This is a genomic window from Streptomyces sp. NPDC031365, assembly GCF_055569765.1.
This window is the reverse complement of the sequence record NZ_JBVIIM010000001.1, coordinates 515,878-541,012: the sequence shown is the minus strand read 5'-3', so window position 1 is coordinate 541,012 and position 25,135 is coordinate 515,878. Positions and strand designations below refer to the sequence as shown.

Sequence of the window (25,135 nt, the reverse complement as noted above, 5' to 3'; positions counted from 1 at the left end):
ACAAAAAAACAAAAAAGGAAACGACCACCCCCCCCCCCCCCCCCCCCACCCCCCTCCCCCCCCCCCCCCCCCCCCCCCCCCCCCCCCCCCCCCCCCACGTCCGGCGGTGTCACGTCATGCTGCCCGCCATGGCACGGCACATCTCGGAACAGCGGCGACAGGACTCCGCGCAACGCGTCATCCGGTCGTCGTCCGGCATGGACATACACGCCTCGGCGCACATGTCGCACGCCTGCGCGCACATCATGCACATCTCGTTCGCCAGCGGCGAGCGGCGCATCATCATGTCCGCGCACATGCGGGTCATCTCCGAGCAGTCCATGAGCGCCCGCATGATCGGCATCTGGGCCTGGCCGCCCATCTGCAGACAGGAGCTCATGGTCTCCTCGCACGCACCGTGGCAGGACATGCAGGCCTGGACGCAGTCCTGCGTCTCCTGGCTCATCGGTTCCGCGGCGGTGGGCTGCTGCTGGGTCATGGTTCCTCCCGGGGGGACGACGAGGACCGGCGCTCGGCCCCCGCCCTTCCGTCCTACGCCCCTCGCCGCATGACCACCACAGGGCGAGGCCCACCCCGCCCGTCCTCCGTCTGCCGGGCCCCCTGAGGGAGATGCCTGCTTGAAAGCGCCGGCAACGGCAAGAAGAGAGGGGGCCCAGGTCGACCGACGACGTCATGAGGGCTCGACGAGCAGCACAGGGAGAGCGCGCGTGACACCACAGGCGGAGAGAAAGCGGCTGCGCAGACGGCTGGAGCGGCTCATCGGCATCGCCGCGACCGAGGGCAACGAGCTCGTGCCGCTGCGCAACGGCGACCGGATCTTCCCCGAGATGCTGGCGGCCGTCCGCGCCGCGGAACACACCGTCGACATGATGACCTTCGTGTACTGGCGGGGCGACATCGCGCGGGAGTTCGCCGCCGCGCTGTCCGACCGGGCCCGCGCGGGCGTCCGCGTACGACTGCTGCTGGACGGTTTCGGCGCCAAGGAGATCGAGCCGGAGCTACTGGACTCCATGGCGGAGGCCGGCGTCCAGGTGGCCTGGTTCCGCAAGCCCACGCGGCTGTCGCCCTTGCGGCAGAACCACCGCTGCCACCGCAAGGTCCTGGTCACCGACGAGCGCACCGCCTTCACCGGGGGCGTCGGCATCGCCGAGGAGTGGTGCGGCGACGCCCGCGACCCGGGCGAGTGGCGGGACACCCACGTACGGGTCAGGGGGCCCGCCGTGGACGGCATAGCCGCGGCCTTCGCCCAGAACTGGGCCGAGTGCCACGACGACCTGTACGACGACCACGACCGCTTCACCGCCCAGGAACAGCCCGGGAACGCCACGGTTCAGGTGGTGCGGGGCTCGGCGAGCTTCGGCTGGCAGGACATGCAGACACTGCTGCGCGTCGTGATCACCTCGGCGCAGGAGCGCTTCCGGCTGTCCACCGCGTACTTCGCTCCCGACACCTACTTCGTCGGCCTCCTGGCCGCCGCCGCCCGCCGGGGGGTACGGGTGGAGATCCTGCTGCCGGGTCCGCACACCGACCAGCGTGCCTGCCTGCTGGCCGGGCGGCAGCATTACCAGACCCTGGTGGACGCGGGCGTGGAGCTGCGGGAGTACCAGCCGACCATGCTCCACACGAAGATCATCACGGTGGACGGCGTCTGCTCCCTCATCGGCTCCAGCAACTTCAACCGCCGCTCCATGGAGCACGACGAGGAGGTCATGCTGGCCGTCCTCGACGAGGAATTCACCGCGACGCTCGATGCCGATTTCAATGCCGACCGCGCGCTGAGCGAGCCCGTCGACCCGGCCCGCTGGCAGCGCCGTCCCCTGTCCGAGCGCTTCGCCGAGGCGGCCGTCGCCCCGGTCCGGCGCTTCCTGTGAGCTTCTCCCGGGCCGGTCGCCCCGGCCCGGGAGGAAGGGCTACGGCAGGTTGCGGGCCATCACGATCCGCTGGACCTGATTCGTGCCCTCGTAGATCTGCGTGATCTTCGCATCGCGCATCATCCGCTCGACCGGGTAGTCGCGGGTGTAGCCGTAGCCGCCGAGGAGCTGCACGGCGTCCGTGGTGACCTCCATGGCGACGTCGGAGGCGAAGCACTTGGCGGCGGCGCCCTGGAAGGTGAGGTCCCCTTCTCCACCTCCGGCGGCGACGCGCTCGGACTTGGCCGCGGCGGCGTAGGTGAGCTGGCGGGCGGCCTCGATCTTCATGGCCATGTCGGCGAGCATGAACTGGACGCCCTGGAAGTCGGCGATCGGCTTGCCGAACTGCTTGCGCTCCTTGACGTAGCCCTTGGCGTAGTCGAGGGCGCCCTGGGCGATGCCGAGGGCCTGGGCGGCGATGGTGATGCGGGTGTGGTCCAGCGTCTTCATCGCGGTGGCGAAGCCGGTGCCCTCCTCGCCGATCATGCGGTCGGCGGGGATGCGGACGTTGTCCAGGTACACCTCGCGCGTGGGCGAGCCCTTGATGCCGAGCTTCTTCTCCGGGGCGCCGAAGGAGACGCCCTCGTCGGACTTCTCGACGACGAAGGCGGAGATGCCCTTGGAGCGCTTGGCCGGGTCGGTGACGGCCATCACCGTGTAGTACTCGGACTCGCCGGCGTTGGTGATCCAGCGCTTCACTCCGTTGAGGACGTAGGTGTCGCCCTCGCGGACCGCCCTGGTCTTCATGCCGGCGGCGTCGGAGCCGGCGTCCGGCTCGGAGAGGCAGTACGAGAACAGCACGTCACCCTTGGCGAGCGGGGTCATGTACTTCTTCTTCAGCGCCTCGGAGCCGGAGAGGATGACCGGCAGCGAGCCCAGCTTGTTCACGGCGGGGATGAGGGAGGAGGACGCGCAGACGCGGGCCACCTCCTCGATCACGATGACCGTCGCGAGCGCGTCGGCGCCGGCACCGCCGAACTCCTCCGGGACGTGCACGGCGTGCAGGTCGTTCGCGACAAGGGCGTCCAGCGCCTCGCGGGGGAAGCGGGCGTCCTCGTCCACCGCTGCGGCGTACGGCGCGATCTTCGCCTCGGCCAGCGCGCGGACGGCGTCCCGGAGCATGTCGTGCTCCTCGGACAGGCGGTACAGGTCGAAGTCAGCCGATCCGGCCAAGGTCTCTCACGCTCCAAAACGCTGCGATGCTGATCACGCTAACTACCGTTAAGTAACTCCGATTTTAGGCCTTCCTCCACGGTCGTGGATAGGTGAGCTTGACGACAGCCGACCGGAGCCCGTCCCGGTCCCCCGGCTATGCTCGGGCGCGCACTGCATGCCGTATACCTCTGGAGCACCCATGGCCCTCAAGATCACCGTGATCGGCACCGGTTATCTCGGCGCGACCCACGCGGCGGCCATGGCGGATCTGGGGTTCGAGGTGCTGGGCCTCGATGTCGTACCGGAGAAGATCGACAAGCTCCGGCGCGGCGAGGCCCCGATGTACGAACCGGGGCTGGAGGAACTGCTGCGCCGGCATGTCGCCGGGATCGAGGGGTCGAGCGGGCGGCTGCGGTTCACCATGGACTGGGCCGAGGTGGGCGAGTTCGGCGATGTGCACTTCGTCTGTGTGACCACCCCTCAGCGGCACGGCGAGTACGCCTGCGACATGTCGTACGTCGATTCCGCGATCGCCTCGCTCGCGCCGCACCTCAAGGGTCCTGCCCTCGTCGTCGGCAAGTCGACGGTGCCCGTCGGTTCGGCCGACCGGCTGGCCGCCTACCTGGCGGAGCACGCCCCGGCCGGTGAGGACGTGGAGCTGGCCTGGAACCCGGAGTTCCTGCGCGAGGGCTTCGCCGTCCAGGACACGCTGCACCCGGACCGGATCGTGGTGGGTGTGCGCGGTGAGCGGGCGGAGAAGCTGCTGCGGGAGGTGTACGCCACTCCGGTCGAGGAGGGCTCGCCGTTCGTGGTGACGGACTTCCCGACGGCGGAGCTGGTGAAGACCTCCGCGAACTCCTTCCTGGCCACCAAGATCTCCTTCATCAACGCGATGGCGGAACTGTGCGAGGCCACGGGCGGCGATGTGGCCCGGCTGGCGGAGGCCATCGGCTACGACGACCGGATCGGCGCGAAGTTCCTGCGGGCGGGGATCGGGTTCGGCGGCGGCTGTCTCCCCAAGGACATCCGGGCGTTCATGGCGCGCGCCGGTGAGCTGGGCGCGGACCAGGCGCTGACGTTCCTGCGGGAGATCGACTCGATCAACATGCGCCAGCGCGGCCGGATGGTGGAGCTGACACGACAGGCGCTGGGCGGCGGTCCCTTCCTGGGCAAGCGGGTGGCGGTGCTCGGTGCCACCTTCAAGCCGGACTCGGACGACGTCCGGGATTCGCCGGCGCTGAACGTGGCCGGGCAGATCCACCTGCAGGGCGGCCAGGTCACGGTGTACGACCCGAAGGGCATGGACAACGCCCGCAGGCTCTTCCCGACCCTTGGGTACGCCGACTCGGCGCTGGAGGCGGTGCGGAGCGCGGACGTCGTCCTGCATCTGACGGAGTGGCGGGAGTTCCGGGAGCTGGACCCGGCGGAGCTGGGTGAGGTCGCCGCCGAGCGGCTGATCCTGGACGGACGCAACGCGCTCGACGCGGAGGAGTGGCGGCGGGCCGGGTGGCGTTTTCGCGCGATGGGGCGCCCCGCCGCCTAGAAGAACGGGTGACGCCGGTTCGGCCGAGGCTCAGTCGGCCGAACCGGCGTCTTGCTGCATTCTGCCCCACCGGGTGCGGGCGCGGTGCGGCTACGCCCCCTTCGCCCGGTACCGGCGCATCTTGGCGCGCGCCCCGCACACCTGCATGGAGCACCAGCGGCCGCGCCCGGCGGGGCTGCGGTCGTAGTACGCCCAGTGGCAGGTGACGGCCTCGCAGGCCTTCAGCCGGTTCCAGGTGCCCGCGGTGACCGCTTCGGCGACGGCGGCGGCGATCCGGGAGAGCAGCCGGCCGTCGTCGACCGGTGCGAGGGCGGCCGAGCCGTCGGTGGTGTCGACCGTGACCACCAGGGGCGCCCGCGCGAGCAGGTCGCCCAGGGGGGTGACCTCGCGGTGCGGGGGGTGGCCGGCGTGGGCGAGGAGGGCCGCGCGCAGGGACTCCCGCAGCTCGCGGGCGGAGCCGGCGGTGTCCTCGGTGAGCCCGAAGGGCGCACGGCCCTCCGCGGTGTCCAGCGCGTCGCCGCCCGTCTCGACGTCCAGCGTGTTGACCAGCGCCTGGATCAGGGCCGGCCCGCCGGGCGGGGCCGATCTCTCACTCATGCCTGGACCGTACCTCCCGGATCTCTCTTATCCGCTTGCGGCGTTACCCCCTATGGTGCAGCATGCAGTAACGGTTACCGGTTACCGGTTCTTACGGGTAACCATCACTACGTCGAGGAGGACGTCATGTCCGTTGCCAAGGTGGGCGCCGTTGTTCTGGACTGTCCCGATCCGCGGGCGCTGGCGGGGTTCTACGCCGGGATCGTGGGCGGCACGGTGGAGGGTGAGGACGACTGGGTGGACCTCGCGGTGCCCGGCGGCCCGGTCCTCGCCTTCCAGGCGGCCCCGGGGCACGTGCCGCCGCAGTGGCCGGCGGAGGACCGCTCGCAGCAGTTCCATCTGGACCTGACCGTCGAGGACCTGGACGCGGCCGAGAAGGAGGTACTGGCACTCGGCGCGAAGCCGCTGGACACGGAGGACCGCTCGCGGACCTTCCGGGTTTACGCGGACCCGGCCGGGCACCCGTTCTGCCTCTGCGCCTGCTGACACCTGGAGGAACGCATGGCCGCCGTGGCCCGCCTGCGCTCTGTCGTCCTCGACTGCCCCGACCCCCGGGAGCTGGCCGTCTTCTACGCGGCCGTCGGCGGCGGCACCCCCGTGGAGGAGGACCCGGACTGGGTGGTGCTCCAGATCCCCGCAGGCCCACGGCTGGCCTTCCAGCGCGCGCCGGGGTACGCCCCGCCCGGCCGGCCGCGCGCCGACCACGGCTCCCAGCAGTTCCACCTCGACTTCGACGCCGGGGGCACCTGGGAGGAGCTCGACGTGGCCGAGGAGAAGGTACTGGCGCTGGGGGCGCGGGTGCTGGACCGGGAGGACTACGAGAGCAAGGACTTCCGGGTGTACGCCGACCCTGCGGGGCATCCGTTCTGCCTCTGCCGCATCGAGCAGCCGTAGGGGCGGGGACTCAGCCGTCCAGGTCGGCGATCGACGCGGTGGACGGGGGGCGGCGCTGCTGGGCGGCGTGGGCCGTGAAATCGGCGCCGCGCAGCACCCGTTGGACGTTGCCCCAGGTCAGCAGGGCCACGTCGGACTCATCCCAGCCGCGCCTGAGGAGTTCGGCGATCAGCGCGGGGTAGCACGAGGTGTCGTGGAGTTCCTGCGGGTGGGCGCTGCCGGTGTCGTAGGTGCCGGACAGGCCCACGCACTCCGGTCCGGCGAGGGTGCGGATGTGGTCGAGGTGGTCGGCGACGTCACGGACGCTCGGGCCGGCCTGTTCGGCGGTCAGCGGCACCAGGCACAGGCCCTTGGCCTCCCCCACCCCGGTGAGCAGGTCGTCGGGAAGGTTGGCCGGGTGGGGCCGCAGGGTGCGGGCGGCGGAGCGGGTGAACAGCACGGGTGCCTTGGAGAGGGCGAGGACCCGGCGGATCGTCGGGGTGGAGGCGTACGAGAGGTCGGCCACCATGCCGACCCGGTTCATCTCCCGGACGACCTCCTCACCGAAGCGGGTGAGCCCCGGGGCGCCCGCCCAGGAGGTGCCGGTCAGGGTGAGGACGCGCAGCCCGAGGGTGTGCAGCGACCGCAGGACGCCCAGGGAGTCACCGAGCGCGGCGGCGTCGGCGGGCCCGAACAGGACCGCCACCCGGCCGCAGTTGCGGGCGTCGGCGATCTGTCCGGCGGTGCGGGCGGGCCGCAGTCCCTGCTCGTGGGCGGCGACCACCGCCTTCGCCAGGTCCAGCTGCTCCAGGGTCGCGCCGACGGCACGGTCGCCGCCCTGCCCCTCGGTCAGGTGCAGTGACCAGAACACGGCGCCGACCTGGCCCTTGCGCAACCGGGGTACGTCCGCGTCGAGGGCGCTCTCCCCGACGTCGAGGTCGTACCAGGGCCGCCGGCGCAGCTCGCCGGGGAGCCCGCTGTAGCCGTCGGCGACGGGGTGGGCGGCGAGGACGGCACGGGCGCGGGTCAGCGGGGCGTCGTCCGGGTCGGAGACGGGCTCGTAGGCCTCCGGCCCGACGACCACCGCCTCCTGCGGGTACGGCTCGTCGACCCGGCCGGCCTCGGCGGCGGGGTGCAGGTCGTCCTGGAGATCGGCCATCACGGGCTCCGTACGTCGTGACCTGGGCAGTACGGTCACGGTCGCACGGAGCGGGCGCGTGCTTCCTGGTGGACGCGGCGTTCGGGGTATGCCCGCCGGGGCATACGGCGTTCGGGGCATGCCCCGCCGGGGCATACGCTGCTGTGCCGCGCCCCCTCCGCCCCTCCCCGTCCCGCCCCGGAGGGCTCCGCCCCGGACCCCGCTGTCAGGCGTCCAGGGAGTCCAGGGTGGCGTTGGACGGTGCGCGGGTCGTGCGGAGGTCCCGGGACACGTCCTCCGCGGCGCCCAGTACCCGTACCGCGTTCTGCCAGGTCACCTTGGCCAGGTCGGTCTTCGACCAGCCGCGGTCGAGGAGCTCGGCGATCAGGTTCGGGTAGGCGGACACGTCGCCGAGGCCGTCGGGGGTGAAGGCCGTGCCGTCGTAGTCACCACCGATGCCGAGGTGGTCGATGCCGGCGACCTCGCGCATGTGGTCCAGGTGGTCCGCCACCGTGGACACCGTCGCGACCGGGCGCGGACGGGTTTCCTCGAAGGCGCGGTGGACCTTCATCGCCTCGGCTGTGGCGTCGAGGTGGTGGAAGCCGTGTGCGCGCATGTTCTCGTCGGCCGCCGCCGTCCAGTCGACGGCCGCCTGGAGCACGAACTTCGGGACGAACGTCACCATCGCCACGCCGCCGTTGGCGGGCAGCCGCTCCAGGACGTCGTCCGGGATGTTGCGCGGATGGTCGCAGACCGCGCGGGCGGAGGAGTGGGAGAAGATCACCGGCGCGGACGTGGTGTCGAGGGCGTCGCGCATGGTCGTCGCGGCGACATGGGAGAGGTCGACCAGCATGCCGAGCCGGTTCATCTCCCGCACCACCTCGCGGCCGAAGGCCGAAAGGCCGCCCACTCCCGGCTCGTCCGTCGCCGAATCCGCCCACGCCACGTTGAAGTTGTGGGTGAGGGTCAGATAGCGGACCCCGAGGGCGTACAACCCCCGTAGCGTTCCCAGGGAGTTGGCGATCGAGTGGCCGCCCTCCGCGCCCATGAGGGAGGCGATACGGCCCTGACCGCGCGCGGTCTCCATGTCGGCGGCGGTCAGCGCGGGCGCCAGGTCCTGCGGATACCGGGCCAGCAACTGCCGTACGCAGTCGATCTGTTCCAGCGTGGCCGGCACCGGGTCGGGCAGATCCGCGCGGACGTACACCGACCAGAACTGCGCCCCCACCCCGCCCGCGCGCAGCCGGGGGATGTCGGTGTGCAGGTGCTCGGACCGGTCGGCGGCGATGTCGCGGGCGCCGAGGTCGTAGCGGACCTGTTCGCGCAGCGCCCACGGCAGGTCGTTGTGCCCGTCGACGACGGGGAACTCGGCCAGCAGGGCGCGGGCTTCGTCGAGGTACTTCACGGCCGGACCCACCCCGCTCACGTGCCGAAGCCGAAGCCGTTGGCGGAGCCCTCGGCCTTGGCGCGCAGCCGCTTGCCCTTCTCGGTGGCCTGGTCGTTCAGCTCCTGTTGGAACTCCCGCATCCGGTTGAGCAGTTCCCCGTCGTGGGCGGCGAGGATACGGGCCGCGAGGAGACCCGCGTTGCGCGCCCCGGCCACGGAGACGGTGGCGACCGGGACACCGGCCGGCATCTGCACGATGGACAGCAGGGAGTCCATGCCGTCGAGGTACTTCAGCGGCACGGGCACGCCGATGACGGGCAGCGGGGTGACCGAGGCGAGCATGCCGGGCAGATGGGCGGCGCCGCCCGCACCCGCGATGATCACCTTCAGTCCCCGGTCCGCGGCCTGCTCGCCGTACGCGATCATCTCGCGGGGCATGCGGTGCGCGGAGACCACGTCGACCTCGTAGGCGATCTCGAACTCGTCGAGGGCCTGGGCCGCCGCTTCCATGACGGGCCAGTCGGAGTCCGACCCCATGACGATGCCTACAACGGGGCTCATTCGGTGATGGTCCCTCTCAGGTAGCCGGCTGCGTGGCCTGCGCGCTCCAGCACGTCGTCCAGGTCGTCGCCGTAGGTGTTGACGTGGCCGACCTTGCGGCCCGGCTTCACGTCCTTGCCGTACATGTGGATCTTCAGCTGGGGGTCGCGGGCCATGCAGTGCAGGTACGCGGAGTACATGTCCGGGTAGTCGCCGCCGAGGACGTTCACCATGACCGTCCACTTCGCGCGCGGGCGCGGGTCGCCGAGCGGGAGGTCGAGGACGGCGCGGACGTGGTTGGCGAACTGCGAGGTGATCGCGCCGTCCATGGACCAGTGACCGGAGTTGTGCGGGCGCATCGCGAGTTCGTTGACGAGGACGCGGCCGTCGCGGGTCTGGAACAGCTCGACCGCGAGGTGGCCGACGACGCCGAGTTCCCCCGCGATGGTCAGGGCCATCTTCTCGGCCCGCAGCGCGAGGTCCTCGTCGAGGCCGGGCGCGGGCGCGATCACCGTGTCACAGACGCCGTTCACCTGCCGCGACTCCACGACCGGGTAGGCGACGGCCTGGCCGTGCGGGGAGCGGACCACGTTCGCGGCCAGCTCGCGCACGAAGTCGACCTTCTCCTCGGCGAGGACCGGAACACCGGCCTTGAACGGCTCGGCGGCCTCCTCGGCGGAGTCGACGACCCACACACCCTTGCCGTCGTAGCCGCCGCGGACCGTCTTGAGGACGACGGGGAAGCCCTCGCCCTCCGCCGCGAACGCGGCCACGTCCCCGGGGCCGTCGACGATGCGGTGCCGCGGGCACGGCACGCCGATCGCGTCGAGCCTCGCGCGCATCACCCCCTTGTCCTGGGCGTGCACCAGCGCGTCGGGGCCGGGACGGACGGGGATGCCGTCCGCCTCCAGGGCCCTGAGGTGCTCGGTGGGCACGTGCTCGTGATCGAAGGTGATCACGTCACAGCCGCGCGCGAACTCGCGCAGTGTCTCCAGGTCGCGGTAGTCGCCGACGACGACATCGCCGACGACCTGCGCCGCGGAATCCTGCGGAGTGTCACTGAGGAGCTTGAACCTGATGCCGAGCGGGATGCCCGCCTCGTGTGTCATACGAGCGAGCTGGCCCCCGCCGACCATGCCGACTACCGGGAACGTCACGCACCCAGGGTATCGGCCCGCGCCACGGTGGCCGATTTCGCACCCGTCACGCCGGGAAGGTGCGCGGTCGCGGCCCGGGTCCGCGCACGCGTCCCGCAGGAAGATCGCGCGGGTGGGTGGTTAGCATGGCGGGGTTGACGCATTCGACTGACGGGAGCCTGCAGACGATGGAACGAGGTTCCTCGGGGCTTCGACGGCTCTTCCGGGAAGTGGCCAAGTTCGGCGCGGTGGGGGGAGCCGGAGTACTGGTCAACCTGGGCGTGTTCAACCTGGTCCGGCAGGTGACGGACCTCCAGGTGGTGCGGGCGAGCGTCATCGCCACGATCGTGGCGATCATCTTCAACTACGTCGGTTTCCGGTACTTCACCTACCGGGACCGCGACAAGTCCGGGCGCACCCGAGAGCTGTCCCTGTTCCTGCTGTTCAGCGCCATCGGCCTGGTGATCGAGAACGGCGTGCTGTACGCGGCGACGTACGGCTTCGGCTGGGACAGCCCACTGCAGAGCAACATCTTCAAGTTCCTCGGCATCGGCGTCGCGACCCTGTTCCGCTTCTGGTCCTACCGCACATGGGTCTTCCGCGCGCTGCCGGCCCGGGGGCCGGTGGCGGGGTCGGGCCCGGTCGCCGACGGCCGCAAGCCCAAGCAGCGGGTGCCGTAGCCGGTCAGCGCACCGTCCGGCGGCTGTCCTCGTTCCCGGACCTCTGCGGGGGCGTGCGGGAGAGGAACAGGCCGAAGACCGCCGGGGCGGCCTGGAGCATCTCCAGGCGCCCGCCGTCGGCCTCCGCCAGGTCCCGGGCGACGGCGAGTCCGATGCCGGTCGAGTTGCGGCCGCTGATCGCCCGTTCGAAGATCCGGGCGCCCAGGTCGGCGGGGACGCCGGGGCCCTCGTCGGTGACCTCGACGACGACCTGGTTGCCGGTGACCCGGGTGCGCAGGGCGACCGTGCCGCCGCCGTGCATCAGCGAGTTCTCGATCAGCGCGGCCAGCACCTGGGCGACCGCGCCCGGTGTGCCCACCGCCCGCAGCTCCCGCTTGCCGGAGGAGACGATCGCCCGGCCCGCGCTGCGGTAGGCGGGGCGCCACTCGGCGAGCTGCTGCTTGATCACCTCGTCGAGGTCGAAGGTGACCGCGGAGCCGGTACGGGGGTCCCGGGAGTTGGTCAGCAGCCGCTCCACCACGTCGGTCAGCCGCTCCACCTGCGCCAGCGCGATCGTCGCCTCTTCCTTCACCGTCTCCGGGTCGTCGGTGAGGGTGATCTCCTCCAGGCGCATGGACAGAGCGGTGAGCGGGGTGCGCAGCTGGTGGGACGCGTCGGCGGCCAGGCGGCGCTCGGCGGTCAGCATGCGGGCGATGCGTTCGGCGGAGGAGTCCAGTACGTCCGCGACGCGGTCCAGCTCGGGGACGCCGTAGCGGCGGTGCCGGGGACGCGGGTCACCGGAGCCGAGGCGTTCGGCGGTCTCCGCGAGGTCGGTCAGCGGGGAGGCGAGCCGGCTCGCCTGGCGGATCGCCAGCAACACCGCCGCGATCACCGCCAGCAGCGCCACCAGCCCGATGATCAGCAGCGTACGGCCGACCTCCCGGGTCACCGAGGAGCGCGGCTCCTGGACGGTGACCGTCTCACCCTCCTCACCGGGGGCCGAAGCGCTGATGACGTCGCCGTCCGGCTTGGCGCCGACCTCGATGGGCGGCTTGCCGGGGATCTTGACGACGGCGTACCGGTCCTCGGTGATCTGGTCGCTCAGGATCTCGGCGGTGACCTTGTCCTCGACCAGCAGCCGGCTGTCCACGATGCTGGCCAGCCGTACCGCCTCGGACTCCACCCGCTCCTGGGCGGTCTCGCTGATCGTGCGGGTCTCGACGATCACCAGGGAGACGCCGAAGACGGCGATCACGACGAGCACCACGGCGAGCGTGGACTGGATCAGACGACGGCGCATGTTCTCTTACCCACTGCTGAACCCCGGCGGGGTTCAGCTCTTCTCGAAGCGAAAGCCCACACCGCGCACGGTCGCGATGTAGCGGGGGTTGGCGGCGTCGTCGCCCAGCTTCTTGCGCAGCCAGGAGATGTGCATGTCGAGGGTCTTGGTGGAGGACCACCAGGTGGTGTCCCAGACCTCGCGCATCAGCTGGTCGCGGGTGACGACCCGGCCCGCGTCCCGCACCAGGACCCGCAGCAGGTCGAACTCCTTGGCGGTGAGCTGGAGCTCCTCGTCGCCCATCCACGCCCGGTGCGACTCGACGTCGATGCGCACCCCGTGGGTGGCGGGCGGCTGCTGGGGTTCGGTGGAGCCGCGCCGCAGCAGGGCCCGGACCCGCGCGAGCAGCTCGGCGAGGCGGAACGGCTTGGTGACGTAGTCGTCGGCGCCCGCGTCCAGGCCCACGACCGTGTCCACCTCGTCCGCGCGGGCGGTCAGGATCAGCAGCGGAACCGTGTGCCCCTCGGAGCGGAGCCGGCGGGCGACCTCCAGGCCGTCCATGCCGGGCAGACCGAGATCCAGCACCACCAGGTCGACGCCGCCCTGCATTCCGGCGTCGAGCGCACCGGGTCCGTCCTCACGCACCTCGACTTCGTAGCCCTCCCGGCGCAGGGCGCGGGCCAGCGGCTCCGAGATGGACGCGTCGTCCTCGGCGAGCAGTACACGGGTCATGGCAGTGATGGTAGTCCCGTCGCGGTGCGCCCAGTGGTGTGATCACCGGGCTTGGTTCTCACCTCCGGGCACACCGGGTTCCCGCCCTCGGCATTCCTGGTACGGACCTGGATTGCGTGGGGTACACCCCGGGAATACCTTCGAATAGGCGATCCGGTTCCTCCATGACCTGTGATCCGTGTCTCAAGTCCTTCCATATCCGGCACTGTCCTGCCGTATGGTGAATCCACGCCTGTTGCACCACGGGGACCTTTGGCGCAGTCGACGCCGAGGGTCTCTTCCGTGTCCGGGCCGGTTTTCCGCCGGCCCCGGAAGGAATGACCTGTGGCCGGGCCTCACCGTGCGCGGACGCACGGAGGAGGCGTGGATCCCGGTGGTCGCCGTCCGCCGTTCCGCGATCCGGAACGGCCTCCCCCGGGCGTGGGGTGGGCGGTACGGCCTCGCCGGTGCCGGCCTGCCCCCCACCGGGCGCGTCCGCGCATCCGCGACGCGTCCCGACAGCAAGGAACGACCAATGGCGTCCAGCCTGACGAAGGACTCGGTCTCTCCGGGCACCCCCGGGTCCGAGAAGACCTTCTTCGGCCACCCCCGCGGACTGGCCACACTCTTCATGACCGAGATGTGGGAGCGCTTCTCCTACTACGGCATGAGGGCTCTGCTCCCGCTGTACCTCGTCGCGCCGGGCGGACTGGGTCTGAGCGCCGGCACCGCCACCGCGATCTACTCGGTGTACCTCTCGCTGGTGTACCTGCTCACGATGCCGGGCGGCTGGTTCGGCGACCGCGTGTGGGGCCCCCGCAAGACCGTCGCCGTGGCCGGCGGAATCATCATGCTGGGCCACCTGACGCTGGCCCTGCCGTCCTCCGGCACCTTCTACGCGGGGCTCGGCCTGGTCGCCATCGGCTCCGGTCTGCTGAAGGCCAACATCTCCACGATGGTCGGCCAGCTCTACCAGGGCCCGGACGACCCCCGCCGGGACGGTGGCTTCACCGTCTTCTACATGGGCATCAACCTGGGTGCCTTCGCCGCGCCGCTGATCATCGGCACCATCGGTGAGAACGTCAACTGGCACCTGGGCTTCGCGCTCGCCGCGGTCGGCATGGGCCTGGGCGTGGTGCAGTTCCTGCTGGGCAGCCGCCACCTGGACGCCCGGTCCAGCGTCGTCCCGAAGCCGCTGTCCGACCGGGAGAAGTCCTCGACGCTGCGCAAGGCCGCGCTGTGGGCGGGCATCGCCGTCGTCGCGTACGCCGTCATCGGCATCACCGGCAACTACACCCTGAACTGGATCCTGGTCCCGCTGACGCTGCTCGGCGTGATCGTCCCGGTGATGGTGATCGCCCGCATCAAGCGCGACAAGGACCTGGACCGCGCCGAGCAGTCGAAGATGTCCGCGTACATCTGGTTCTTCGTCGCCGCCGCGATCTTCTGGATGATCTACGACCAGGGCGGCTCGACCCTGTCGATCTTCGCCGCCTCCTCGGCCGAGAACAGCGTCCTCGGCTGGGACTTCCCGGTCTCCTGGTACCAGTCGGTCAACCCCGTCCTGATCATGGCGCTGGCTCCGGTCTTCGCCTGGATCTGGCTGGCGCTGAACCGGCGCGGCAAGGAGCCGAGCACGATCGTGAAGTTCGCCTCCGGCCTGCTGCTGGTCGGCGTGTCGTTCTTCCTGTTCCTGGCCCCGCTGTCGATCGCCGAGGGCGGTCACAAGGCGGCTGCGCTGTGGCTGGTGGCGATCTACTTCACGCAGACCGTCGGTGAGCTGCTGCTCTCCCCGGTCGGCCTGTCGGTCACCACGAAGATGGCGCCCGCGAAGTACGCCTCGCAGATGATGGGTGTCTGGTTCCTGGCCGTCACGGCCGGTGACGCCACGACCGGTCTGCTGTCCATCGCCGGCGTCGACCTGAACAGGACGGGCATCGTCGCGATGGAGGCCACGCTCGCCGTGGCCGCCGGTTTCGCGGTGTGGATGTACCGCAACAAGGTCAAGGGCCTCATGGGCGACGTCCGCTGAGCGGTCCCCCGAGGAGCGAGCCGAACGGACGGAGGGTCCCGCATCCGGGTGGATGCGGGACCCTCCTGGCGCCGGACCGTACGTTGAGACGGCTGCCACCGCCGTCCCATGCGGGACGCTGGGCCGCCCCCGAAGAACTCCGGTGCAGGCACAAGCGAAGTGAGGCCCCGCCGGGGCGTCGGTCACGGTGGGGCGTCGGTCACGGTGGGGCGTCGGTCACGGTGGGGCGTCGGTCACGGTGGGGCGTCGGTCACGGTGGGCCGGTACTACGCCGGCGTCCCCAGTTCCGCCCAGACCGTCTTGCCCGCCACATCAGGAGCGCGTACGACACCCCAGTCCAGGCACAGCCGCTGCACGATGAACATGCCGTGGCCGCCGGGCCGCCCCGCCCGGTGCGGGGTGCGCGGGGCCGGCTGGCCCGTGCCGCGGTCGGTGACCTCCAGCCGGATCACCTTCCTGTCGCACGTGATGGCCAGATGATCCGGCCCTTCGGCGTGCAGGCAGGCGTTGGTGACCAACTCCGAGACGACGAGCAGAACGTCCTCGGCGGCGGCCCGCCGGTCCGCGGTGGCGGCGGGCAGCACGCCCCACTCGTACAGCGCCTGACGGGTGAAGTCACGGGCCAGCGGGACCACACCGCTCTGGCCGTCGAAGCTCAGCCGGCGGACACGGCCACCCGAAGAGCCCGGGGGCGCCGTCGGCGTGGCCACGCCGCCGTCGGACGCGCCCACGGCCGGTACCGCGCCCCCGGGCGTCCCGGAAGCGCCGCCGGGCTCCGGACCGCGGTCGCCCGGCGAATAGGGCCGGGTGGTGCTCATCAGCGCTTCACCTCACCGTGTCACCGGTTCACGATAGAAAACATTCCGTACTCGGTCGGTCACGTGCGTGCGGCACGTCCGGTTCCCGGCGTCCTCGCGGCCACCGCGTCCGGCACGTTCAGGATGTCTTTTGCCCGGGCGGACCGAGGGGACACCCCCGTATTCGCACGAAAAGGCGCGACGGATCTGGCCCTCCGACGACGGGCGGGACGGAAACGCCCCGCCGGGCGTGCCCGCGCGGGTCACGCCGAATCGTCGGCCAGGGCCGCCTCGAGAGTGTCATGGACAGTGAACACCGCGTCCGCACCCGTAATCTCGAACACCCGCGCGACCACGGACTGCATGGCCGCGAGATGAACCCCGCCTCCGGCGGCCTCGGCCTTCAGCCGGGCACCGAGCAGCACGTTCAGTCCCGTGGAGTCACAGAACTCCAGTCGGGCGCAGTCGATGACAAGACGCTTGAATCCCTTGGCGAGGCAGTCCTCCAGTGGCTCACGCAACAGATCGGCGGTGTGGTGATCCAACTCACCCGCCGGAGTCACGACGGCACTGGGGCCCTCTTCTCGCACCTCGACCAGAAGCCGGCCCGACTGTGCGCTGCCGACCGTCCCGCGGTCCATGCCGTCTCTTCTCCCGACGTCGTGGCTGCTTGCTGACGCTCTTGAACATTACGCCTTCCGGCCATGCATCGACACTCTAACAATCACGCACAAACCGACATATCCACACAGAACGCACTTGCGATGTGCTTGCGAGAGCCGATAGGGCTAGTAAAGACACGTACCCGAACACGGCCGGCTTTGGAGGCGCCGCACACCGCAGTGCACGTATCGGCTTCGGCAGCCATATGCCGAGAACGATGGAGGACATCATGTCACCCCGGCTCGACGCATCGCCTACCCCTGAAGCGACGTCGGCACCCGCTCCGGAACATCTGGATCCCATCGAGCAGGACGACCTGGGTGTCGTCCCGGACGACCTACTCGCCGGACTACCGGAGATCCCCCCGTACGACGAGGTGGGCCCGGTCGACGCACGGGCTTTGTCCAAGACCCTTTTCGAGCGCCTCGAGTCGCTGGAGGAAGGCACCCACGAGTACTCCTACGTACGCAACACGCTCGTCGAACTGAACCTCGCGCTCGTCAAGTTCGCCGCCTCCCGCTTCCGCTCGCGCAGCGAGCCGATGGAGGACATCATCCAGGTCGGCACTGTCGGCCTGATCAAGGCGATCGACCGCTTCGAGATGTCCCGCGGTGTGGAATTTCCCACTTTCGCGATGCCGACCATCATCGGCGAGATCAAGCGCTTCTTCCGTGACACCTCGTGGTCCGTGCGCGTACCGCGCCGGCTGCAGGAGTTGCGCCTCGACCTGGCCAAGGCCGGCGACGAACTGGCCCAGCAGCTCGACCGCGCGCCGACGGTGGCCGAGCTGGCGGAACGGCTGGGCATCACCAGCGACGAGGTCGTCGAGGGCATGGCGGCGTCGAACGCCTACACCGCCTCCTCGCTGGACGCCCAGCCGGAGGAGGACGACGCCGAGGGGGCGCTGGCGGACCGGATCGGTTACGAGGACCACGGGCTCGAAGGCATCGAGTACGTCGAGTCCCTGAAGCCGCTGATCGCCGAACTGCCGCCGCGGGACCGGAAGATCCTCTCCCTGCGCTTCGTCGCGGGCATGACCCAGTCGGAGATCGGCGAGGAGCTGGGCATCTCCCAGATGCATGTCTCCCGTCTGCTGTCACGGACGCTGGTGAAACTGCGCAAGGGGCTCACGGTCGAGGAGTGATCCTCACCGGGTGATGCTTGTCCTCCAGGGGGGCGGTCCGCAGCCGGGCCGCCCCCCTTCGGGCTGCCGGGACGCCCGCCGGCGGTCTGTCGGGGCCTACGGTCTGGTGCGGCGGCCCGCCGGGCACACGGTCTGGTGCGGCGGCCCGCCGGGCGCACGGTCTGGTGCGGCGGCCCGTCGGGGTCACACCGCGCGTACGCCCCGGCGCCACACCCCGGCGACGAGCGGGACGCCCGGCCGGTAGGCGAGGTGGACGTGGCTCGGGGCGTCGAGGAGGGTGAGGTCGGCGTACGCGCCCGGCGTCAGGCGGCCGATGTCGTCACGACGCAGGGCGGCGGCGCCGCCCGCGGTGGCCGACCAGACCGCCTCGTCCGGGGTCATCCCCATGTCCCGTACCGCCAGCGCGATGCAGAAGGGGACGGAGGAGGTGAAGGACGATCCGGGGTTGCAGTCCGTGGACAGGGCGACCGTCGCCCCGGCGTCCAGCAGCCGGCGGGCGTCCGGCCACTCGGCACGGGTGGAGAACTCGGCGCCGGGCAGCAGGGTGGCGACCGTGCGGCTGCCCGCCAGGGCGTCCACGTCGGCGTCGGTGAGGTGGGTGCAGTGGTCGGCGCTGGCCGCGTCGAGATCGACGGCGAGCTGGACACCGGGGCCGTAGGAGAGCTGGTTGGCGTGAACGCGCGGGTGCAGCCCCTTCGACCGGCCCGCGGTGAGGATGGCGCGGGCCTGGTCGCCGTCGAAGGCGCCCTTCTCGCAGAACACGTCGATCCAGCGGGCGTGCGGCGCGCAGGCGTCCAGCATCTCGCCGGTGACCAGGGCGACGTACCCGGCCGGGTCCTCGGCGTACTCGGGGGCGACGATGTGGGCGCCGAGAAAGGTGACCTCGTCGGTGTGACGGGCCGCCAGGCGCAGGGCTCGGGCCTCGTCCTCGACGGTCAGGCCGTAGCCGGACTTGGTCTCGAAGGTCGTGGTGCCCTGGCGCAGGGCCTCCGCGAGGTGGCGGGTGAGGTTCGCCTCCAGTTCCGCGTCGTTCGCGGCCCGGGTGGCGGCCACGGTCGTACGGATGCCGCCCGCGCTGTAGGGGCGGCCGGACATCCGGGCGTTGAACTCCTCGGTGCGGTCGCCCGCGAAGACCAGGTGGGAGTGGGAGTCGACGAAGCCCGGGAGGACCGCACGGCCCCCGGCGTCGACCCGATTGTCAGTGGCGGGTGCTTTGCTTGATTCACCGGTCCACACGACGCGGTCGCCCTCGATGACGACGGCCGCGTCCCGGACCAGACCGAGGGGGGAGCCTTCCCCACTCTCGAATGTGCCCGAGCGGGGGGACCCTCGTCCCAGGGAGGGGTCGTTGGTGACCAGCGTGGCGATGTTGTTGATGACGGTGCTGCTCATGGTGTCCTCGTGGGTGGTTGTCAGGCGCGCAGGGCGGCGACTGCCCGCGCGAGGGCTCCGGGCACATCGGGGACGAGCGTGTGCGCCCCGTCGCGTACGACGTGCCGGCCACCCACGATCGTGTGCCGTACGTCCGCTGCCGTCGCGGCGAATACGGCCGTCTCGGCGCCGGATCCGGGCAGGGGCCCCGCTGTTCTGACCGAGTCGAGCGCGATCGTGACGAGGTCACCGCGCGCCCCGGTCTCGATGCCGCCGATGCCGTCCCAGCCGAGGGCGGCATGTCCGTCGGCGGAGGCGGCCCGCAGCAGCGCGGCGGCCGTCCAGTGGCCGCGGGTGCGGGTGCGCAGGCGCTCGTTCAGCTCCAGCGCACGCGCCTCTTCGAGCAGGTCGATCACGGCGTGGCTGTCGGAGCCGAGGGAGAGGGGGGAGCCCTCGTTCTGCAGCGCCGCGGCGGGGCCGATGCCGTCGGCGAGGTCCCGTTCGGTCGTCGGGCACATGCAGGTGCCGGTTCCGCTGCCGCCGATGAGGGAGATGTCCTCGGCGGTGAGGTGGGTGTTGTGGACACCGGTGGTGCGCGGTCCGAGAACACCGTGCAGGGCCAGGAGCTGGGCCGGGGTGCAGCCGTGGATCTCGCGGCAGGCGTCGTTCTCGGCGGTCTGCTCCGACAGATGCACATGGAGCGGGGCCCGCCGCTCCTCCGCCCACCGTGCCACGGTCGCCAACTGCTCCGCCGGTACGGCCCGGACGGAGTGGATCGCCGCGCCGATCCGTGCGTGATCTTGTTCCTTGAGACCTGAACAGCGTTCGGCCCAGGCGTCCGCGTCGCCGTCGGAGAAGCGGAGCTGGTGAGTGGTGGGCGGCTGTCCGAAGCCGGAGGAGAGGTAGGCGGTGTCGAGGAGGGTGATCCTGATACCGGCTTCGGCGGCGGCCGTGACGAGCGCCTCGCCCATGGCGTTGCGGTCGGCGTAGGGCGTGCCGCCGGGGGCGTGGTGGACGTAGTGGAACTCGCCGACCGTCGTGATGCCCGCCAGGGCCATCTCCGCGTACACCGCCCGGGCGAGGGCCCGGTAGGTGTCCGGGGTGAGCCGGGCGGCCGTGGCGTACATGATCTCGCGCCAGGTCCAGAAGGTGCCGGAGCCCACCTGGGTGGTGGAGCGCAGGGCGCGATGGAAGGCGTGGCTGTGGGCGTTGGCCAGTCCCGGGAGGGTCAGTCCGCGCAGGATCTCGGCGCCGGGCGGCGGGGCGGGCGTGTCCGGGCGGACGGCGGTGATGCGACCGTCCCCGACCTCCAGGGCCACGCCCGGCTTGATGGGGGTCCCCCCTGCTCGAGCGGAGCCGAGAGCTTGGGGGAGGGTGCCGAGCCAGGCGTGCTCCAGCCAGTACGTCCGCGGGGTGGCTGTCACGTGCGGGCCAGTCCTTCCAGTACGTCGGCGAGTGCGAGGACCCCGGCCACGCAGTCGTCCTCGGACGCGTACTCGGCCGGGGAGTGCGAGACACCCGTGGGGTTGCGCACGAACAGCATGGCGGCCGGGACGCGTCCGGCGAGGATTCCGGCGTCGTGTCCGGCGCCGGTGCCGAGGACGGGCACCTTGAGGTCCGTGTCACTGCCCAGGATGCGGGCGAGTTCGCCGCGCAGGGCGTGGTCGAAGTCGACGACGGGCGTGAAGGACTCGCGTTCGACGCCGAGGTCGACTCCGTGGGCGGCGGCGTGGGCGCGGGCGGCCTTCTCCACCCCGCCGACCACGGCGTCCAGGCGCTCCTGGTCGGCGGCGCGGGAGTCGAGCCAGCCGCGCACCAGGGAGGGGATGGCGTTGACACCGTTCGGTTCGACCGCGATCTTGCCGAAGGTGGCGACGGCGCCGGCGCGTTCGGCCTCGCGGCGGGCGGCGAGGACGGTCTCGGCGTACGGCAGCATCGGGTCCCGGCGGTCGGCGAGCCGGGTGGTGCCGGCGTGGTTGGCCTCGCCGCGGAAGTCGAACCGCCAGCGGCCGTGCGGCCAGATGGCGGAGGCGATGCCGATACGGTCGCCGGACAGTTCCAGGGCCCGGCCCTGCTCGACGTGGAGTTCGACGAAGGCGCCGATGCGGTCCAGCCGTTCGGGGTCGGCGCCGAGGGCGTCGGGATCGTATCCGGCGGCCTCCATGGCCTGCGGGAGCGTGATGCCGTCGCCGTCGGTGAGCCGGTGGGCCTGCTCGACCGTGAGCACGCCCGCGGTGAGGCGCGAGCCGACGCAGGCCAGTCCGAAGCGGGCGCCCTCCTCGTCGCCGAAGTTGACGATGCCGAGCGGCCTGGCGAGTTGCACACCTCTGCGGCTCAGTTCATCGAGGGCGGCAAAGGCGGAGACGACCCCGAGAGGCCCGTCGAAGGCCCCGCCGTCGGGCACGGAGTCGAGGTGCGACCCGGTGACCACCGCGTCCCCCCGCGCGGGGTCGCCGAGCCACGCCCACTGGTTCCCGTTCCGGTCGACCTCGTAGGTCAGCTGCCGAGCGCGGGCCTGCTCCTCGAACCAGTCCCGACACTCGGAGTCCACCCGGGTCCAGGCGAACCGCCGGTAGCCGCCGGTCACGGAACTCCGCCCGACGGCCAGCAACTGACGCCACATCTCATGAAAGCCATCACCCGGAACGAACCCCGCCCCACCACGCGCCGCCCCGCCTCCGGCCTGCGGCCCTCCACCAGGCCCTGGGCCACCACCCGGCGGTGAGCTGCCACCAGCCCGCGGACCCCCGCCAGGCTGTAGGCCACCACCAGCCCGCGGACCCCCGCCAGGCTGTGGGCAGGCGTTCCGCAGGGCGGAACGGGTGGGCACAGCCGGAGCCGCAGGCGGCGACGAGAGCTCAGCCCTCACCGACGCGTCGCCGTCGCCGTCACCGTCCCTCACGCCGAACCACCCTCACGCATCGGCACCCGCACGCCCCGCTCGCCGGCCACCGACTCCGCGGTGTCGTACCCGGCATCGACATGCCGGATGACGCCCATCCCCGGATCATTCGTGAGCACCCGCCGGATCTTCTCCCCAGCCAGCGCCGTCCCGTCGGCCACCGTGACCTGCCCGGCGTGGATGGACCGCCCCATCCCGACACCCCCACCGTGGTGGATGGACACCCAGGACGCCCCGGACGCCACATTCACCATGGCGTTCAGCAACGGCCAGTCGGCAATGGCATCGGACCCGTCCAGCATCGCCTCCGTCTCCCGGTAGGGGGACGCCACCGATCCGCAGTCGAGATGGTCCCGCCCGATGACGATCGGCGCGGCCAGCTCCCCGCTCGCGACCATGTCGTTGAACCGCTCACCGGCCTTGTCCCGCTCGCCGTAGCCGAGCCAGCAGATGCGCGCCGGCAGCCCCTGGAAGTGGACCCGCTCCCCCGCCAGTTTGATCCAGCGGGCAAGGGACTCGTTCTCCGGGAAGAGCTCCAGGATCGCCCGGTCGGTCTTGGCGATGTCGGCCGGGTCACCGGACAGCGCGGCCCAGCGGAACGGACCCTTGCCCTCACAGAACAGCGGCCGGATGTACGCCGGCACGAACCCCGGAAAGGCGAACGCACGCTCGAAACCGGCGAGTTGCGCCTCACCCCGGATGGAGTTGCCGTAGTCGAACACCTCCGCGCCGGCGTCCTGGAAGCCGACCATCGCCTCGACGTGCCGGGCCATGGACTCGCGGGCGCGGGTGGTGAAGCCGGCCGGGTCCTTCGCGGCGGCGTCGGCCATGTCCTCGAAGGCCATGCCGGCCGGGAGGTACGCCAGGGGGTCGTGGGCGGAGGTCTGGTCGGTGACGATGTCGATGGGGGCGCCCTGGGCGAGCAGTTGCGGTACCACTTCGGCGGCGTTTCCGAGGACGCCGATGGACAGGGGCTCCCGCCGGTCCCGGGCCTCGACGGCCAGCCGCAGGGCGTGGTCGAGCGAGTCGGCCTTCACGTCCAGGTACCGGTGCTCGATACGGCGCTCGATCGCGCGCGGGTCGCAGTCGACGCAGATCGCGACGCCGCCGTTCATCGTCACCGCGAGCGGCTGGGCGCCGCCCATGCCGCCGAGGCCGGCGGTGAGGGTGATGGTTCCGGCCAGCGTGCCGCCGACCCCTTTACCCATGGAGTGCAGCTTCGCGGCGACGGCGGCGAAGGTCTCGTAGGTGCCCTGGAGGATGCCCTGGGTGCCGATGTAGATCCAGGAGCCGGCCGTCATCTGCCCGTACATGGTCAGGCCGAGCGCCTCCAGGCGGCGGAACTCCTCCCAGTTGGCCCAGTCCCCGACGAGGTTGGAGTTGGCGATGAGGACACGCGGGGCCCACTCGTGGGTCTGCATGACCCCGACCGGGCGGCCGGACTGGACGAGCATCGTCTCGTCCTGCTTGAGGGTCTTCAGCGTGCGGACCATGGCGTCGAAGGAACGCCAGTCGCGCGCCGCCTTTCCGGTGCCGCCGTAGACGACGAGCTTGTCGGGGTGCTCGGCGACCTCCGGGTCGAGATTGTTCTGCAGCATCCGCAGGGCGGCCTCCTGCTGCCAGCCCAGAGCGCTCGGTTCGGTGCCGCGCGGCGCTCGGACGGGGCGGGGTCCGGGACCGGCCATGGTGTGCCTCCTGTGGGCTGCGGATGATTACTGCAGATATTCATATCCTCAGGTTCTGAATAGAGCTAGTCAAGACGGGGGGTGCGTCGGCGCGGCGGTGCGGGGGATGTTTGGCTGGATACATGCGCGCGAACATGGAGAACACGGACGGGACGGGGGACACGGTGGCTTACGACGGCGGTCCGACGGACGAGGGCGACCCGCAGGGCGCCGGGCGGGCCGCCCGGCGGGACGAGGCGGTCCGGGCCGCCGTGGAGCAGGGCCTGCTCGAGGCGGACGTCCCCTTGGTGGCGCTGCTCGATGTGACCGGCATCCGGGAGTCGGCGGCCGGGCTGCGGGCGGCGTTCGACGCGGTGACGGCGCCCGGCACCTCCGTGCTGCACGCCTTCGCGGTGAAGGCGAGCCCGCTGGTGCCGGTGCTGCGGCTGCTGCGTGAGGAGGGCATCGGCGCGGAGGTGGCCAGCCCGGGTGAGCTGGCGCTGGCCAAGGCGGCGGGGGTGGAGCCGGAGCGGACGGTCCTCGACTCACCCGCCAAGACGCCCGCCGAGCTGCGGGAGGCACTGGCGCTGGGCATCGCCCTGAACGCGGACAATCCGCAGGAGCTGGAGCGCATCGACGCCCTGATGAGCGGTTCCGGCTCCCGCTCCCCCATTGGCATCCGGGTGAACGCGCAGGTCGGCGGGGGTTCCATCGAAGCGTTGTCCACGGCGACGGCGACCTCGAAGTTCGGGGTGGCGCTGCGCGACGAGGGGGCGCGGGAGTGGGTGGTGCGGGCATATCTGGACCGGCCGTGGCTGACCCGGCTGCACACCCACTCCGGTTCCCAGGGCGTCGCGCTGTCGATGATGGCGCGGGGGGTCTCGGAGGCGTACACGCTGGCGGAGGAGATCAACGGGCGTGCGGGGTGGCAGCAGATCGACACCATCGACATCGGCGGCGGACTGCCGGTCAACTTCGCGTCCGAGGCGAGCAGCCCGACGTACGGGGAGTACGCGCGGGTGCTGAGCGAGACGGTGCCGGGGCTGTTCGACGGGCGGTACGGTCTGGTCACCGAGTTCGGCCGGTCGCTGCTGGCCAAGCACGGCACGGTGGTCGCGCGCGTGGAGTACGCCAAGAGCGCGGGCGGGCGCCCGGTGGCGGTGACCCACGCGGGCGTGCAGGTGGCGACGCGGACGGTGTACGCGCCGGGGTCGTGGCCGCTGAGGATCGCCGCGTACGACGCGAAGGGGCGGCCCAAGGAGGGGCCGGCGGTGGTGCAGGACGTGGCGGGGCCGGCCTGTTTCGCGGGCGACCTGCTCGCGCAGGGTCAGGAACTGCCGCTGCTGGAGCAGGGCGACTACGCGGCGGCGCTGGACACGGGCGCGTACTACTTCGCCCACCACTACGCGTACAACTCACTTCCCCGCCCGGCCATCCACGGTTTCGCCCGGGACGCGACGGGCGCCGTCACCTTCGCGACCGTACGCCGTGCCCAGACGATCGAGGAGATCGTCGCCGAATCAGGCACCGCCCACACCGACGCCCTGACAGGCCTCGCCTCCTGAACAACGCCCTCAGAAGGAGCGCCCCGAGGGGCGCGGGGAACTGCGCGAGCCGCCCCCACGCCCCCGCGCG

23 protein-coding genes are annotated in these 25,135 nt (G+C 71.4%); 8 read left to right on the top strand and 15 right to left on the bottom strand.

What is annotated here, in order from left to right:
• Positions 1–109: 109 nt before the first annotated feature.
• Positions 110–478, bottom strand: a complete 369-nt coding sequence (locus ACZ5C2_RS02555; RefSeq protein WP_468785675.1) for a four-helix bundle copper-binding protein — start codon at positions 476–478, stop codon at positions 110–112.
• A gap of 229 nt (positions 479–707) precedes the next feature.
• On the opposite strand from ACZ5C2_RS02555, the gene ACZ5C2_RS02550 reads away from it, so the two are divergent.
• Complete coding sequence (locus ACZ5C2_RS02550) at positions 708–1,871, top strand: phospholipase D-like domain-containing protein (protein ID WP_468785673.1); 1,164 nt, start codon at positions 708–710, stop codon at positions 1,869–1,871.
• A gap of 39 nt (positions 1,872–1,910) precedes the next feature.
• Here ACZ5C2_RS02550 and ACZ5C2_RS02545 read toward each other — a convergent pair whose 3' ends face one another.
• Entirely contained in the window at positions 1,911–3,083 is a 1,173-nt protein-coding gene (locus tag ACZ5C2_RS02545; RefSeq protein ID WP_468785671.1) for an acyl-CoA dehydrogenase family protein, read from the bottom strand.
• 181 nt (positions 3,084–3,264) lie between these two features.
• Here ACZ5C2_RS02545 and ACZ5C2_RS02540 point away from each other — a divergent pair, with 181 nt between their 5' ends.
• Positions 3,265–4,608, top strand: coding sequence for a UDP-glucose dehydrogenase family protein (locus ACZ5C2_RS02540; RefSeq protein ID WP_468785669.1), 1,344 nt, complete (start codon positions 3,265–3,267; stop codon positions 4,606–4,608).
• A gap of 90 nt (positions 4,609–4,698) precedes the next feature.
• On the opposite strand, the gene ACZ5C2_RS02535 is transcribed toward ACZ5C2_RS02540, so the two are convergent.
• Positions 4,699–5,205 (bottom strand): CGNR zinc finger domain-containing protein, encoded by a 507-nt coding sequence (locus tag ACZ5C2_RS02535; protein ID WP_468785667.1) that lies wholly within the window; start codon positions 5,203–5,205, stop codon positions 4,699–4,701.
• 126 nt (positions 5,206–5,331) lie between these two features.
• Here ACZ5C2_RS02535 and ACZ5C2_RS02530 point away from each other — a divergent pair, with 126 nt between their 5' ends.
• Positions 5,332–5,691 (top strand): VOC family protein, encoded by a 360-nt coding sequence (locus ACZ5C2_RS02530; protein WP_468785665.1) that lies wholly within the window; start codon positions 5,332–5,334, stop codon positions 5,689–5,691.
• 15 nt (positions 5,692–5,706) lie between these two features.
• Positions 5,707–6,099, top strand: a complete 393-nt coding sequence (locus ACZ5C2_RS02525) for a VOC family protein (RefSeq protein WP_468785663.1) — start codon at positions 5,707–5,709, stop codon at positions 6,097–6,099.
• Between the two features lie 10 nt (positions 6,100–6,109).
• Here ACZ5C2_RS02525 and ACZ5C2_RS02520 read toward each other — a convergent pair whose 3' ends face one another.
• The 4 genes from ACZ5C2_RS02520 to ACZ5C2_RS02505 all read right to left on the bottom strand — a co-directional run bounded on the left by ACZ5C2_RS02520 (position 6,110) and on the right by ACZ5C2_RS02505 (position 10,299).
• Entirely contained in the window at positions 6,110–7,237 is a 1,128-nt protein-coding gene (locus tag ACZ5C2_RS02520; protein ID WP_468785661.1) for a dipeptidase, read from the bottom strand.
• A 205-nt stretch (positions 7,238–7,442) separates the two neighbouring features.
• Positions 7,443–8,621, bottom strand: a complete 1,179-nt coding sequence (locus tag ACZ5C2_RS02515) for a dipeptidase (protein WP_468785792.1) — start codon at positions 8,619–8,621, stop codon at positions 7,443–7,445.
• Between the two features lie 17 nt (positions 8,622–8,638).
• The gene (gene purE, locus ACZ5C2_RS02510) at positions 8,639–9,163 is read right to left on the bottom strand and encodes a 5-(carboxyamino)imidazole ribonucleotide mutase (RefSeq protein WP_468785659.1); all 525 of its coding nucleotides are present in this window, start codon (positions 9,161–9,163) and stop codon (positions 8,639–8,641) included.
• Complete coding sequence (locus ACZ5C2_RS02505; protein ID WP_468785657.1) at positions 9,160–10,299, bottom strand: 5-(carboxyamino)imidazole ribonucleotide synthase; 1,140 nt, start codon at positions 10,297–10,299, stop codon at positions 9,160–9,162. The genes purE and ACZ5C2_RS02505 overlap by 4 nt, the downstream gene beginning before the upstream one ends.
• Before the next feature lie 167 nt (positions 10,300–10,466).
• Here ACZ5C2_RS02505 and ACZ5C2_RS02500 point away from each other — a divergent pair, with 167 nt between their 5' ends.
• Positions 10,467–10,958, top strand: a complete 492-nt coding sequence (locus ACZ5C2_RS02500; protein ID WP_468785790.1) for a GtrA family protein — start codon at positions 10,467–10,469, stop codon at positions 10,956–10,958.
• A gap of 4 nt (positions 10,959–10,962) precedes the next feature.
• Here the strand turns inward: ACZ5C2_RS02500 and ACZ5C2_RS02495 are convergent, their stop codons facing one another.
• A complete protein-coding gene (locus ACZ5C2_RS02495) occupies positions 10,963–12,237 on the bottom strand; it encodes an ATP-binding protein (RefSeq protein WP_468785655.1) in 1,275 nt (424 codons plus the stop codon).
• Between the two features lie 33 nt (positions 12,238–12,270).
• A complete protein-coding gene (locus tag ACZ5C2_RS02490) occupies positions 12,271–12,948 on the bottom strand; it encodes a response regulator transcription factor (protein WP_190165172.1) in 678 nt (225 codons plus the stop codon).
• A 514-nt stretch (positions 12,949–13,462) separates the two neighbouring features.
• Between ACZ5C2_RS02490 and ACZ5C2_RS02485 the strand changes: the two genes are divergently transcribed.
• On the top strand, positions 13,463–14,959 hold the full coding sequence (locus ACZ5C2_RS02485) for an oligopeptide:H+ symporter (protein ID WP_468785652.1): 1,497 nt from the start codon (positions 13,463–13,465) through the stop codon (positions 14,957–14,959).
• A gap of 266 nt (positions 14,960–15,225) precedes the next feature.
• Here the strand turns inward: ACZ5C2_RS02485 and ACZ5C2_RS02480 are convergent, their stop codons facing one another.
• A complete protein-coding gene (locus tag ACZ5C2_RS02480) occupies positions 15,226–15,777 on the bottom strand; it encodes an ATP-binding protein (RefSeq protein WP_468785650.1) in 552 nt (183 codons plus the stop codon).
• A 242-nt stretch (positions 15,778–16,019) separates the two neighbouring features.
• A complete protein-coding gene (locus tag ACZ5C2_RS02475; RefSeq protein WP_468785648.1) occupies positions 16,020–16,397 on the bottom strand; it encodes an STAS domain-containing protein in 378 nt (125 codons plus the stop codon).
• A gap of 251 nt (positions 16,398–16,648) precedes the next feature.
• Between ACZ5C2_RS02475 and ACZ5C2_RS02470 the strand changes: the two genes are divergently transcribed.
• Complete coding sequence (locus tag ACZ5C2_RS02470; RefSeq protein ID WP_468785647.1) at positions 16,649–17,563, top strand: RNA polymerase sigma factor SigF; 915 nt, start codon at positions 16,649–16,651, stop codon at positions 17,561–17,563.
• 183 nt (positions 17,564–17,746) lie between these two features.
• On the opposite strand, the gene hutI is transcribed toward ACZ5C2_RS02470, so the two are convergent.
• The 4 genes from hutI to hutU form a co-directional block, all read right to left on the bottom strand.
• Complete coding sequence (gene hutI, locus ACZ5C2_RS02465; RefSeq protein ID WP_468785645.1) at positions 17,747–18,955, bottom strand: imidazolonepropionase; 1,209 nt, start codon at positions 18,953–18,955, stop codon at positions 17,747–17,749.
• A gap of 20 nt (positions 18,956–18,975) precedes the next feature.
• Complete coding sequence (locus tag ACZ5C2_RS02460) at positions 18,976–20,358, bottom strand: formimidoylglutamate deiminase (protein WP_468785643.1); 1,383 nt, start codon at positions 20,356–20,358, stop codon at positions 18,976–18,978.
• A complete protein-coding gene (locus ACZ5C2_RS02455) occupies positions 20,355–21,557 on the bottom strand; it encodes an allantoate amidohydrolase (protein WP_468785641.1) in 1,203 nt (400 codons plus the stop codon). Before ACZ5C2_RS02455 ends, ACZ5C2_RS02460 begins: the two co-directional genes overlap by 4 nt.
• Before the next feature lie 275 nt (positions 21,558–21,832).
• A complete protein-coding gene (gene hutU / locus ACZ5C2_RS02450; RefSeq protein WP_468785639.1) occupies positions 21,833–23,521 on the bottom strand; it encodes a urocanate hydratase in 1,689 nt (562 codons plus the stop codon).
• 122 nt (positions 23,522–23,643) lie between these two features.
• Between hutU and ACZ5C2_RS02445 the strand changes: the two genes are divergently transcribed.
• Complete coding sequence (locus ACZ5C2_RS02445; RefSeq protein WP_468785637.1) at positions 23,644–25,065, top strand: type III PLP-dependent enzyme domain-containing protein; 1,422 nt, start codon at positions 23,644–23,646, stop codon at positions 25,063–25,065.
• The last annotated feature ends 70 nt before the right edge of the window (positions 25,066–25,135 follow it).

Excerpts from the sequence above, each read along its gene's own strand:
- ACZ5C2_RS02555 (WP_468785675.1), bottom strand. The coding sequence starts at position 478 with ATGACCCAGCAGCAGCCCACCGCCGCGGAACCGATGAGCCAGGAGACG.
- ACZ5C2_RS02540 (WP_468785669.1), top strand. The coding sequence starts at position 3,265 with ATGGCCCTCAAGATCACCGTGATCGGCACCGGTTATCTCGGCGCGACC.
- ACZ5C2_RS02535 (WP_468785667.1), bottom strand. The coding sequence starts at position 5,205 with ATGAGTGAGAGATCGGCCCCGCCCGGCGGGCCGGCCCTGATCCAGGCG.
- ACZ5C2_RS02530 (WP_468785665.1), top strand. The coding sequence starts at position 5,332 with ATGTCCGTTGCCAAGGTGGGCGCCGTTGTTCTGGACTGTCCCGATCCG.
- ACZ5C2_RS02525 (WP_468785663.1), top strand. The coding sequence starts at position 5,707 with ATGGCCGCCGTGGCCCGCCTGCGCTCTGTCGTCCTCGACTGCCCCGAC.
- ACZ5C2_RS02520 (WP_468785661.1), bottom strand. The coding sequence starts at position 7,237 with ATGGCCGATCTCCAGGACGACCTGCACCCCGCCGCCGAGGCCGGCCGG.
- purE (WP_468785659.1), bottom strand. The coding sequence starts at position 9,163 with ATGAGCCCCGTTGTAGGCATCGTCATGGGGTCGGACTCCGACTGGCCC.
- ACZ5C2_RS02500 (WP_468785790.1), top strand. The coding sequence starts at position 10,467 with ATGGAACGAGGTTCCTCGGGGCTTCGACGGCTCTTCCGGGAAGTGGCC.
- ACZ5C2_RS02495 (WP_468785655.1), bottom strand. The coding sequence starts at position 12,237 with ATGCGCCGTCGTCTGATCCAGTCCACGCTCGCCGTGGTGCTCGTCGTG.
- ACZ5C2_RS02490 (WP_190165172.1), bottom strand. The coding sequence starts at position 12,948 with ATGACCCGTGTACTGCTCGCCGAGGACGACGCGTCCATCTCGGAGCCG.
- ACZ5C2_RS02485 (WP_468785652.1), top strand. The coding sequence starts at position 13,463 with ATGGCGTCCAGCCTGACGAAGGACTCGGTCTCTCCGGGCACCCCCGGG.
- ACZ5C2_RS02480 (WP_468785650.1), bottom strand. The coding sequence starts at position 15,777 with ATGAGCACCACCCGGCCCTATTCGCCGGGCGACCGCGGTCCGGAGCCC.
- ACZ5C2_RS02475 (WP_468785648.1), bottom strand. The coding sequence starts at position 16,397 with ATGGACCGCGGGACGGTCGGCAGCGCACAGTCGGGCCGGCTTCTGGTC.
- ACZ5C2_RS02470 (WP_468785647.1), top strand. The coding sequence starts at position 16,649 with ATGTCACCCCGGCTCGACGCATCGCCTACCCCTGAAGCGACGTCGGCA.
- hutI (WP_468785645.1), bottom strand. The coding sequence starts at position 18,955 with ATGAGCAGCACCGTCATCAACAACATCGCCACGCTGGTCACCAACGAC.
- ACZ5C2_RS02455 (WP_468785641.1), bottom strand. The coding sequence starts at position 21,557 with ATGTGGCGTCAGTTGCTGGCCGTCGGGCGGAGTTCCGTGACCGGCGGC.
- hutU (WP_468785639.1), bottom strand. The coding sequence starts at position 23,521 with ATGGCCGGTCCCGGACCCCGCCCCGTCCGAGCGCCGCGCGGCACCGAA.
- ACZ5C2_RS02445 (WP_468785637.1), top strand. The coding sequence starts at position 23,644 with ATGCGCGCGAACATGGAGAACACGGACGGGACGGGGGACACGGTGGCT.